We start from the raw sequence: 11,498 nt of genomic DNA, 5'->3' as shown, positions 1-11,498 counted from the left end.
GCCAGCCATATGCTGTTCAACGATGGTTCGTCATGACTGCCGTTCCCGACACCGAGGCCTCCGCCGTAACCGCCAGCAATGCGCGGCGCGTGGCGTTGATCGTTGCCATAGCCTTTTTCATGCAGCTGCTGGATTCGACGATCATCTCGACCTCGCTGCCGCAGATGGGACAATCCTTCGGCGTGACGGCGGTGGCGATGAGCATCGGCATCACCGCCTACATGCTGACCATGGCGGTGTTCGTGCCGCTGTCGGGCTGGCTTGCCGACCGCTTCGGCGCGCGCAACATCTTCCTGCTGGCGATTGTGCTGTTCACGCTGGCCTCGCTCGGTTGCGGCTTCTCGCAAAATCTGACCCAGTTTGTCGCCGCCCGTGTCGTGCAAGGCCTTGGCAGCGCGCTGATGACGCCGGTCGGGCGAATTCTGGTGCTGCGCAATGCGTCGAAATCGGAGCTGCTCAACGCCACGGCGCTGATCACCTGGCCGGCGTTGTTTGCGCCCGTGGTCGGGCCGGTGCTTGGCGGCTTCATCACAACCTATCTCTCCTGGCACTGGAATTTCTTCATCAACATCCCGCTTGGGCTCGTCGGGCTGGCGCTGGTCGCGCGCTTCATTCCGGGCGACCGCGCGGCCGATCCCAAGCCGCTGGATTGGCCGGGGTTTTTCCTCACGTCGCTGGGGCTCGCGCTGCTGCTCTACGGCCTTGAGCGCATCGCACATCCGGAAGACGGCGCCTTGCCCGCCGTGCTGCTGGTTGCCGCCGGCATCGTCATCGGCTGGCTGGCGGTGCGGCATCTCCGGCGCGCGCCGCATCCGCTGCTCGATCTCAGCGCGTTCAGGGTGCAGACCTTCGCCATCTCGACGCTTGCCGCCGGCACCATTTTTCGCGTGGCGATCAACGCCACGCCGTTCCTTTTGCCGCTGCTGTTTCAGATCGGCTTTGGCCTTTCGCCGGTCGATGCCGGCTTGATGATCCTGGCCTACTTCCTCGGCAATCTCGGCATGAAGACGGTGACGACGCCGACGCTGCGACGCTTTGGTTTTCGCACGGTCATGGTCGTCAACGGCCTGATCGCCTCGGCCTCGATCATGGCCTGCGCGGCGATCTCGCCCGAAACGCCGCAGGCGCTGGTAGTGATGCTGATGCTGATCGCCGGCCTGACGCGCTCGATGCAGTTCACGGCGCTGAATACTCTGGCCTTCGCCGACATCGATGCCGCGCAGCGCAGCTCGGCGGCGACTTTGTCGTCCATGCTGCAGCAGATATCGATGCTGTTCGGCGTGGCGGTGGCGGCTGCCATCCTCAACCTGTCGCAGATCGTCAGGGACCGGCCGGCGCTCGACCTCGTCGATTTTCGCACCGCCTTCCTGGTCATCGGCGCCATCGGGCTGGTGGCGGCGTTGCGGTTCCTCGTGCTGCCGCCCGGTGCAGGCGCCGAAGTTTCAGGCCACATGACCAGGACCTGAATTCGCGATTTTCGCCGCTCAGGCGGCAATTAATTCCGCCTTGTGCTTTCGCCTCAGAACGGCACCTTCGCGCATACACGCAATGGCGCAACGGAATGCCAAAAGCGCAGCCTTTTCCTAGGATTGCGCCAGTTCTAGCAATCGGTGCGTCCACTGGAGGATTATCACTGCCAACGGGCGTTCCGAGCGCGGATTCATTTGACGAAGCGGCGCCGAGCCGATTAGCTTTCTTCGGAAGGGGTGGCAGAGCTGCCATCGGGGCGAATGCAGACATGAACACGATTGGCTGGCCAAATGTCAGGAGCCTGAATCAGGAAGGCATTGTCTTTGCCATCGCCGTGGTGCTGTTCGTCGCCGCTGCCATTGGGCTGCCTGGTTTCATCGCTGCCAACAATCTCGTTGCCATCGTCCGCTCGGTGTCGGTGCTGGGCATTTTGGCGCTCGGTATGGCGGTCGTCATAATCGGCAGGGGCATCGACCTGTCGGCGGTGGCGATCATGGCGATGTCGGTCGCCTGGTATCTGCAATTGCTCAACGCCGGAACGCCTGATGGGCTCGCCTTCGCCTATGTGCTGGCAGGCGTGCTCGCCATCGGCCTGCTCAACGGTTTTCTCGTCGCTTATGCCGACGTTCCGGCGATCTTCGTGACGCTGGCGACCGGCTCCTTCGTCTTCGGCTATGTCCGCTCGCAACTGATCACGCAGGATGCGGTGCCGGTGCCTCAGGGCCATTGGGTGGAGCTGCTCGGCGGCCTGAGTTTCCTCGACATTCCGATCGAAGTGTTCGTCTTCGCCGGGCTCGCCTTCCTGTTCTTCGTGTTCCTGCGCTACACCAAATGGGGCCGCTACATCTATTTCGCCGGCGACAATCCGGTCGCCGCGCGCAACATCGGCATTCCGGTGCGGCCAATGCTGGTGCTGCGTTATGTGGTTTCGGCCTTTGTCGCGCTGATCGCCGGCCTGCTTACGGCGGCAAGCCTGCATTCGATCAACACCCGCGTCGTCAACTCGACGCTGCTCTATGACATCGTGCTGGTGGCGGTGATCGGCGGCATCGGCCTTTCCGGCGGGCGGGGCGGGGTGCGCAACGTGCTGGTGGGCGCTGCACTGATCGGCATCCTGTCGAACGCGATGACCATCATCGACATTCCGCTGCTCTATCAAAACCTGATCAAGGCGGCGATCCTGCTCGGAGCCATCATCGTCGACGGCATCATCAATCCGCGTGACGAACAGACCGCGCAGCAGGGCGACATCTAAGGGGTACCCGACCGGGTCATGCCGACCGGCCGGCAATAAGTGAAAAACAGAGGATGTGACATGAAACTGATCAGAACACTGATGGCGGCCGCCACGGCGCTTGCCGCTACCGCCTTCGTCGCGCCGACCTTCGCCGCCGACGATCCGGGCCCGGCCGCTTACGCGCAGGCGCTCAAGGGCAAGCGCGTCATGCTGGTGCCGCTGGCGATGGGCTTCGACCTTGCGCAGGGCTGGTCGCACTATCTGAAGACGGAAGTCGAAGCCTGGGGCGGCACCTTCGAAACACGCGATCCGAACTGGGTCGTCGATGCCGGCGCACAGGCGATCACCGACGCGATCTCGTCCGACACAAGGCCGGACGTGCTGATCATCCATGCGCCGGACCTCAACTCCTATTCCAAGCTGATGAAGAAGGCGCAGGCTGCCGGAACCTACGTCATACTGGTCGACAACCCCGCCAACTTCCCGGCCGACGCCTTTGTCGGCAGTGACTGGGACCGGCTCGGCCAACTCGAGGCCGAAGCGGCGATCAAGGGCTGCGGCGAGAATTCGTCGAAGAAGATCGGCCTTGTGCAGGGTGATCAGGCCAACTCGTCCAGTCTCTACCAGTATGCCGGCATCATGAAGGTGCTGGAGAAGCACCCCGACTTCAAAGTCGTGGCCAAGCCCGACTCCAACTGGGATCCGACGACGTCGCGCAACGTGACGACGACAATGCTGCAGCAGAACCCCGACATCTGCTCGATCATCGACTTCTGGGATGGCGACGCCACCGGCGCATCCGCCGCCATCCGCGACGCCAAGCTCGACGGCAAGGTCTTTTTGGTCACCACCGGCGGCGGCGAGAAGGCGGCCGATTGCAACAAATTGCAGGACGGAACTTACGGCGCCGTGGTGATGACCGATCTGGCTCGCCAGTCCGGCGACATGAACGCTATCATCAAGTTCCTGCTGCAGAGCGGCCAGCCGGCCGGCACGTCGCACACCTACATCTACACACTGGAGAAGGCTACGACCAAGGCCGACCTCAAGCCCGACAGCTGCTGGGACCTGAAGGCGCTGCAGGCCGAAGCGGCGGCGAAGTAAGCCGCGCTTTTTCGACTGAAATAAACGAGGTGGCTGGACAATCCGGTCACCTCGTTCCCTCATGGAATAGCAGCCGCCGATGTCCTTTCGCGAACGCCTCCAGTCCTGGCGCTACAATCTCGTGCCCGACCATCTGGTCGGCGAGATCCTGACAAAACGCTGGACCGACAACGCCATTCCGTTCCTGGCGCTGGTGGCGACGCTCAGCGTGTTCGGCTCGATCATTCCCGGCTTCTTCAAGCTGACCTCGCTGCAGGAATCGACCCGCCAGCTCGGCGAGTTCTCGATGGTGGTCACCGGCATGACGGTGGTGATGCTGGGCGGCGGCATCGATCTGTCCGTCGGTTCGATCTTCGCGCTGTCCTGCTTCTCCGCCGTCTATGTCTTCTTCATCCTCGAACAGTCTATCTGGCTGGCGCTGGCGGCATCGCTTGCCACCGGGCTCATCTTCGGCGCCGTCAACGGCTACCTCGTCGGCTATCTCAGGCTGCGCGCCTTTCTGACTACGCTGGTCACCTTCATTTTTGGCCGGGCGCTGTTCGATATTCTCGTCACCACCTATGCCGCAGACGTGCAGCTTTCCCAGGCGACATCCGATGTGCTCGACTTCATCGGCGACAGCACCTTCTGGGGGCTTTCGGTCTCGGTGTGGCTGGCGATCATTCTTGCCATCGTCACCCATATCGCGCTGACGCGCTCACGGCTGGGCTGGCATGTGCTGGCGGTCGGCGGCTCCAGGCGCTCGGCGCACAATGCCGGCATTCGCGTGCGCCGCACCGTGTTCATGACCTATGTCTTTTCCGGCTTCTGCGCCTCGATCGGCGGCTTCCTGATCGCTTGCCGCCTGAGTGGGGCAGGGCCGGGCACCGGCCTCAACCTGGAGATCATGGCGCTGACGGCGGCGGTGGTCGGCGGCGTCAGCCTGGGTGGTGGCCGCGGCTCGGTCATCAAGGGGCTGATGGGCGCCATCATCGTCTTGACCATGACCAACGGGCTGATCCGGCTGGGCTATGGCACCGGCACCAACCAGATGGTGCTGGGCATCATGCTGGCGGTGGCGGTGACGATCGACATCCGCTGGCTGAAGAACCGCCATAAGGTGCTGAACGAGATCTATGTTGCGCCGGTCTATCTCAAGATGGGCGAGACACAGTCTGCGGTGCCGGGCTCAGGCACGCCCTACGCGCTCGACAACCGGCTGTCGGCGGCCGACCATATCGGGCTCGGCGAGTTGGAAGGGCCGGAAGACGTCATCCTCGACCGCGACGATCACCTCTATTGCGGCACGCGCCATGGCGAGATCGTCCGCTTCTTCGCGCCGGATTACGTTAAGTCGGAGGTGTTTGCCCATATCGGTGGTTTTCCGCTAGGCCTGGCCTTCGACAAATCGGGCAATCTGATCAGCTGCGTCGGCGCCATGGGGCTCTATTCCGTCTCACCGGATCGGGAAGTGAAGCGCTTGTCGGCCGAGACGTCACGCTCCTGGACCTCGATCGTAGACGATGCGCGGCTGCGCGACCCCAATGATTGCGACATCGCGCCTGACGGGCGCATCTATTTCACTGACTCCACCAAGCGCTATGACGCCCACGATTGGGCACTGGACTCGATCGAGAACCGCGCCACCGGCCGGCTGCTGGTCTATGACCCGAAGGACGGTTCGACGAAGACACTGCTCGACGGCTACCGCTACACCAACGGTGTGTGCATGGCGCATGACGGCAAGTCGCTGTTCTTCGCTGAGAGCTGGGCCTGCCGCGTGCATCGCTACTGGCTGGAAGGGCCGAAGGCGGGCGCCGCCGAATGCGTCATCCGCGATATGCCGGGCTATCCCGACAACATCAACCGGGCGTCGGACGGCAATTACTGGATGGCATGGCTCGGCATGCGCACGCCGAGCTTCGACCTGTCGCTGCGCCATCCCGATATGCGCAAGCGCATGACGCGCCGGCTGCCGCAGGACGAGTGGCTGTTCCCCAACATCAACACCGGCGGCGTGGTGAAATTCAACGACAAGGGCGGCATTGTCGAGGCGATGGGCGACCTCACCGGCGGCGCGCATCCGATGGTCACCTCGATGCGCGAGCACAAGGGTTTCCTGTTCGTCGGCGGCATCCTTAACAACCGCATCGGCCGCTACAAGATTGCGGGCGCCGACCCGAACTGGACCAGTTCCGCTTCTTATTGGGGAGCGAAGCCATGATCCTCGATCCTGTGCTCGACCTGTTTCGTGGCAAGGCGGTGACCATCCCACCGCTCGACGGTGCCTTCCGTCCCAACACGCGGCTGGACGAGGCGCCAGTGTTCGCCGATTTGACGGAGCCCGACAATCTTCTGGTTGCCGATGGCCGGCTGCTCGTTTCCAGCGGCAATGCGGTATATTCGCTTGCCGCAGGGGTGGAGCCGAAGGTTGTCGGGACCTTTCTTTCCCCCATCACGGCGCTGGCTCTATCACTGTCGGGCGAACTTACGGTGGGGTTGGAAAGCGGCAAGCTGCTGGTTGCCGGCAAGGAGGTTTCGCTGCCGGCCGGCGTCAGCTGCATCACCGCGCTCGCCTATGCAGACGACGGCACGTTGTGGCTGGCCAATGGCTCGGCTGAGCACACGCCGTCGCAATGGGCCGCCGACCTGATGAAGAAGGGCGCGTCCGGTTCGCTTTGGAGGCGGGACGCGGCCGCCGCCGAGTTCCGCAAAGTGGCCGGCGATATCGCCTTTCCCTATGGGCTGCATCCCATTGGGCGGGATGTGCTGGTCAGCGAAAGCTGGCGCCATCAGCTCGTTCGCTTCGATGGTGCGACCGGTAGCCGCTCGACCATGCTGACGCATCTGCCCGGCTATCCCGCGCGCCTCGCGCCGGCCGGCGATGGCGGCGCGTGGCTGGCTCTGTTCGCGCCACGCAACCGGCTGATCGAATTCGTTCTCCAGGAAACCCACTATCGGCGCGACATGCTAGACCAGGTGGCGCCGGCCTACTGGATCGCGCCGGCTTTGGCCTCCAATCGCAGCTTCCTCGAACCGCTGCAATGCGGCGGCATCCGCACCATGGGCATCCACAAGCCCTGGTCGCCGAGCCGCTCCTACGGGCTGGTGGTCAGGCTCGACCGGACCATGCAGCCGCAATTCAGCCTGCACAGCCGCGCCGACGGCACGCGCCACGGCATCTGCAGCGTGGCGGAAACGGACGGCCGCCTGTTCATCGCCTCCGGGGGCGGCGATTGCGTGCTGGCCATCGACGCAGGAGGTCTCTGATGGAATCGATCGTGCGCCTGGAAAATGTCACCAAGAACTATCGCGGCGTGCCCGCGGTCAGACAAGTCAGCTTCGAACTGCGCAAGGGCGAAATCCACGCGCTGCTCGGCGAGAACGGCGCCGGCAAATCCACGCTGACCAAGATCATTGCCGGCGTCGTCGACGCCACCTCAGGCAAGATGTTCCACAAAGGCCGCGAGATCGCTTATGCGTCGCCGCATGCGGCGCTCGAGGCCGGCATCGCCATGGTGTTCCAGGAGACCAGCCTGGTGCCGTCGATGACGGTGGCGCAAAACCTCTATCTCGGCACCGAAAAATTCCTCAACCGGCTGCGCGGCACCTACATTTCGGCGCAGCAGTTTTTGCAATCGCTGAACTTTCCGGTCGACCCCAACGCCATGGTGGCGACGCTGGGCGCGGCCAAGCGTCAGATGGTCGAGATCGCGCGCGCCGTTCACCACAATGCCGAGATCATCATCTTCGACGAGCCGACGGCGACGCTGACGCCGGAGGAGAAGCGGCACTTTTTCGCACTGATCCGGCGGCTGAAGGCGAACGGCGTCTCGATCGTCTTCATCAGCCATGCATTGGAAGAGGCGCTGATGATCGCCGACCGCATCACAATCCTGCGCGATGGCGAACTGGTGATCACCGACGACACATCGGCCTTCGACCGCGACAAGATCGTCGCCGCCATGGTAGGGCGCACTTTGTCGGGACAGATCTACCGCCAGCGCGACGAGGCCAGGCTGCGCAAGGCCGGCAAGAAGGTGCTGTCGGTGCAGGACATTTCGATGAGCAATGTCGTGCGCAACACCTCCTTCTCGATCTTTCAGGGACAGATCACCGGCGTGTTCGGGCTGATCGGCTCCGGCCGCACCGAGACCTTCAAGATCGTGTCGGGCATCTACAAGCGCGATTTCCTGCGCGGTGGCGCGATTGAACTCGACGACAGGCCGGTGCGCTATCTCGTGCCCAGTGAGGCGGTCGCCGACGGCATCGTCTACGTCACCGAGGACCGCAAGAGCGAGGGCATTTTCGAGACGATGGGCATTGCCGAGAACCTGTTCGGCGGGCTGCTGGCGGCGGGCCGCGAAAAGGCCTGGGTGATCAACCAGCAGGAGATGCGCACGCTTTCCGCTGAATGGACGAAGACGCTGAACATCAAGGCGATCAACGACAATGCCCGCGTGGTCGAGCTTTCCGGCGGCAACCAGCAAAAGGTGGTGATCGGCAAGGGGCTGGTGCAGCAGCCGCGTATCGTGATCTTCGACGAGCCGACGCGCGGCGTCGATGTCGGCGCCATCGCCGAGATCCACCAGATCATCAACCGGCTGGCCGACGAGGGATTGGCCGTCGTCGTTATCTCGTCGTACCTGCCGGAAATCATGAACCTGTCGGACCGGATTCTGGTGTGCCGGCAGGGCCGCATGGTCGAGGAGTTTTCGCCCGCCGAGGCGACGGAGGAGAAGATCATGTATGCGGCGGTTCATTAGGTTTCTGGTCGGTGTTTGAGGGTGCGCATACGTCGCCAATTGGCGAAGGCCTCAGCGCCTTCGTCATCCTCGGGTCTCTCCGCGACGGCGCTTCGCGCCTGCTTCGCCCGTGAATGACGAAGCTGAGATGCTTCGGCCAATCGCCATGGTTCTGTCAGCATCAAAAACTGAATCGGAATAGCCGGTTAGCCGCCCTTGCTCGAAACCTGATTCAACCACCTGATCCACCGATTCAACGAAAGGAAACGCCATGGCCGCCACAAAACTCCTCAGCGATGCTGAGGTCGAAAAAATCCCGGTTGCGAAGGCTGTGTTCGATGACATCCGCGCGACGCGCAAATCGGATTTCGTCAACAATTTCTGGCGTGGGCTCGCCAACGATCCGGCCTTGCTGAAACGGACATGGGAACAGGTGAAGGTGGTGATGGCCACGGAGAGCGCCATCGACCCGCTGACCAAGGAAATGATCTATATCGCGGTGTCGACCGCCAATGGCTGCTCCTACTGCGTCCATTCGCATACGGCAGCCGCCCGCGCCAAAGGCTTGACCGATGCGCAGCATGGCGAGCTGGTGTCGATCATCGGGCTGGCCGGGCAGACCAACCATCTGGTGACTGCGATGCAGATTCCGGTCGATCCTGAGTTTGAAGTGAAGTGAGGGGCGGATTTCCCTTCTCCCCTGTGGGAGAAGGGGAAGCGTGCGCTATGCCGGTCTGTAAACCTTCTCCGCCGTGTTCCAGAAGATATCCGCCTCGGCGGCCGCGCCATGCTTGCCTACCGCGGCGCGGTGCGCCTTGATTAGTTCGGCATGGGTCGTCCAGAGTTTTTCGATCGGGAAGTTGGAGCCGAACATCAGGTGGTCAGCGCCCAGAATGTCGATGGCATTGTCGACGATGTAGGCAATCAACGCCGGATCGTTGCGGTGGGCGAAGGTGCCGAGGCCCGACAGCTTGGCGTAGAAGTTCGGCGCTGTTGATAGAGTACTCAGGCCGGCTTTCCAGGCCTCGGTGGTTTCCGGCTCCATGCCGGTCAGCATGCCGGCATGGGTGAGGATGAAGTTGGTCTCAGGATTCTCGCCGACCAGCGTCAGCCCATCCTTCATCTGGGCAGGGAAAAGCTGCAGGTCGAAGGACAAGCCATAGTCTTTCAGCCGCGCCACATTAGCGCGTACCTTGGGGTCGATGACTTGATCGGCCGAGGCAGCGAAGCGGAAGGCCGGCGTCTCGTGCCAGTGTAACTGCATGCGCACGCCGCGCAGCAGCGGGTACTTTTTCAATCGATCGATCTGGGGCCGGACATCGTCGACAGTCATATCGGTATAGCCGACGATAGCGTGCGGCCAGCCGGTCTCGTCGGCAGTCTTCTGCAGGAAGGCGACTTCTTTTTCGAAATCCTCCTTGGCCCAGTTGGTCTGGACATAGACGGCCTTCTCGACACCTGCGCCTTGCTGATCGGCGAGAAATTCCTCGATCGGATAGTCGCGGCGAATCGGCTCGTAGGGGCCAAAAATGCGCGGCACCATCGGGCCGACCAGCCAGGGCTGATCCTGCTGGCGCCAGATGTGGAAATGCGCGTCGATGGCTTTCTGCATCACGATACCCTTTTCCAGATTGCCGACGACGCCGGGGCAGGGCGGGCGAGCGACAGGATGAAATCGGTGAGACTCCCGAGCGAAGAGCCGTCGATGAGATCGTCGAGATCGGGCAAGATGGCGCGCAACGCCGCCGTTGCCGGCTGGAAGCGCGGATCGCCGGCCAAAGGTGTCGCCAGCGAAAGCCGGAAGGCGCGCGCGCTCAGTCGGCGTATCGCCGTTTCGAGATCGGCATGGTCGCCGCGCTCCAGCGCGTCCGACAGGATGATCACAGCGGCACCGCGAGCGAAAGCTGAGAAACGGGGCACCGAGAGGAAGGCGAGCAGGGTCGGTCCCATGCGCGTGCCGCCGTCCCAGTCGTTTACGAGTGCCGCCGCTCGGGCGAGAGCCTGGTCGCGATCGCGGATACGCAGTGCGGACGTGATTCGGGTGAGCTGCGTGCCGAAGGTGAAGATTTCGGCACGGTCAGCACCTTGTACGGCGGCGTGCGCCAGTTTGAGATAATCCGATGTATGCAGCTTCATCGAGCCGGAAACATCGATCAGGATCAGCAGCTTGCGCGGCACCGTCTGGCGGCGGCGGAGCTGCGGCGAGGGGATATCGCCATCGGCGCTGACGATTTCCCTGAGCGAGCGGCGCAGATCGAGCTTGCCGCGCGAATGGGTGCGCACGGTGCGGAAGGAGCGGCGCGCGGGCAGGGTTGAAGCGAGCTTGCGGCGGAAGGGCCCAAGGCCATCGTCGTCGCGGAGGAAGTCGCGGCTGCTGAGCTGTTCGATTGCCGACGACAGCTCGCCGCCTTTCTCCTGGCGCGTGGTCTGTTTCTCCTCCTGGCGCGTGCCGTGATCGTCCTTGATGCGGGTTTCCTCGTCTTCCTCGCCTTCGATCGAGGGTTGGCCATCGCCATGGAAGTGATTGCGAAAATGCGCCTCGAATTCGCCGCGGCGATTGGGCGGGGGGGCAAGCGTTGCGAGCGCCGCCTCGCGGATGTCGGCCATCGAGCGGGGGCCGAGCAGGGTGACCGCCTGCATGAAGCTGGAGACCTGCTCGGGGGCGACGGCAAAGGCGTGGCGGCGCAGCAGCCGGGCGAAGTGGAGGAAGGGCGCGGAGGCGAGAGGAAGGGTTCCCTGACGCATCATTCCTTCGCGCCCCCCTCTGTCCTGCCGGACATCTCCCCCTCAAGGGGGGAGATTGGCGGCTTCGGCGCTTCGGTTCTTTCTGCGCCGCTGGAGATTGGCGAAAGCCAGGATGACGGCTGATCTCCCCCCTTGTGGGGGAGATGTCCGGCAGGACAGAGGGGGGCGCTGTCCCGCCAGCGTTGCAGAGTGCCCAGGTGAGGCCACCTCGCTGTGAA

At 63.2% G+C, this 11,498-nt stretch carries 9 protein-coding genes; 7 read left to right on the top strand and 2 right to left on the bottom strand.

Annotation, left to right across the window (positions count from 1 at the left end):
* Positions 1-32: 32 nt before the first annotated feature.
* From NKJ88_RS25995 to NKJ88_RS25965, 7 genes are all read left to right on the top strand, one after another.
* Positions 33-1,466, top strand: coding sequence for a DHA2 family efflux MFS transporter permease subunit (locus NKJ88_RS25995; RefSeq protein WP_352446090.1), 1,434 nt, complete (start codon positions 33-35; stop codon positions 1,464-1,466).
* 272 nt (positions 1,467-1,738) lie between these two features.
* Positions 1,739-2,725, top strand: coding sequence for an ABC transporter permease (locus NKJ88_RS25990; protein WP_352446088.1), 987 nt, complete (start codon positions 1,739-1,741; stop codon positions 2,723-2,725).
* A 60-nt stretch (positions 2,726-2,785) separates the two neighbouring features.
* On the top strand, positions 2,786-3,811 hold the full coding sequence (locus NKJ88_RS25985; protein WP_352446086.1) for a sugar ABC transporter substrate-binding protein: 1,026 nt from the start codon (positions 2,786-2,788) through the stop codon (positions 3,809-3,811).
* 79 nt (positions 3,812-3,890) lie between these two features.
* Complete coding sequence (locus NKJ88_RS25980) at positions 3,891-6,014, top strand: ABC transporter permease (RefSeq protein WP_352446084.1); 2,124 nt, start codon at positions 3,891-3,893, stop codon at positions 6,012-6,014.
* Complete coding sequence (locus NKJ88_RS25975) at positions 6,011-7,060, top strand: NHL repeat-containing protein (RefSeq protein WP_352446082.1); 1,050 nt, start codon at positions 6,011-6,013, stop codon at positions 7,058-7,060. The genes NKJ88_RS25980 and NKJ88_RS25975 overlap by 4 nt, the downstream gene beginning before the upstream one ends.
* Positions 7,060-8,556 carry a sugar ABC transporter ATP-binding protein gene (locus NKJ88_RS25970; protein ID WP_352446080.1) on the top strand — a complete coding sequence of 499 codons (1,497 nt, stop codon included), beginning with the start codon at positions 7,060-7,062 and terminating at the stop codon, positions 8,554-8,556. The genes NKJ88_RS25975 and NKJ88_RS25970 overlap by 1 nt, the downstream gene beginning before the upstream one ends.
* A gap of 250 nt (positions 8,557-8,806) precedes the next feature.
* On the top strand, positions 8,807-9,214 hold the full coding sequence (locus NKJ88_RS25965; protein ID WP_023699677.1) for a carboxymuconolactone decarboxylase family protein: 408 nt from the start codon (positions 8,807-8,809) through the stop codon (positions 9,212-9,214).
* A 45-nt stretch (positions 9,215-9,259) separates the two neighbouring features.
* Here NKJ88_RS25965 and NKJ88_RS25960 read toward each other — a convergent pair whose 3' ends face one another.
* Together NKJ88_RS25960 and NKJ88_RS25955 are read right to left on the bottom strand one after the other, a co-directional pair.
* Positions 9,260-10,147, bottom strand: a complete 888-nt coding sequence (locus tag NKJ88_RS25960) for an amidohydrolase family protein (protein WP_023714819.1) — start codon at positions 10,145-10,147, stop codon at positions 9,260-9,262.
* Positions 10,147-11,283, bottom strand: coding sequence for a vWA domain-containing protein (locus NKJ88_RS25955; RefSeq protein ID WP_352446078.1), 1,137 nt, complete (start codon positions 11,281-11,283; stop codon positions 10,147-10,149). Before NKJ88_RS25955 ends, NKJ88_RS25960 begins: the two co-directional genes overlap by 1 nt.
* Between the last annotated feature and the right edge of the window lie 215 nt (positions 11,284-11,498).

The organism is Mesorhizobium sp. M0016, assembly GCF_040324035.1.
Lineage (GTDB): Bacteria > Pseudomonadota > Alphaproteobacteria > Rhizobiales > Rhizobiaceae > Mesorhizobium.
This window is presented reverse-complemented; position numbering and strand designations above follow the sequence as displayed.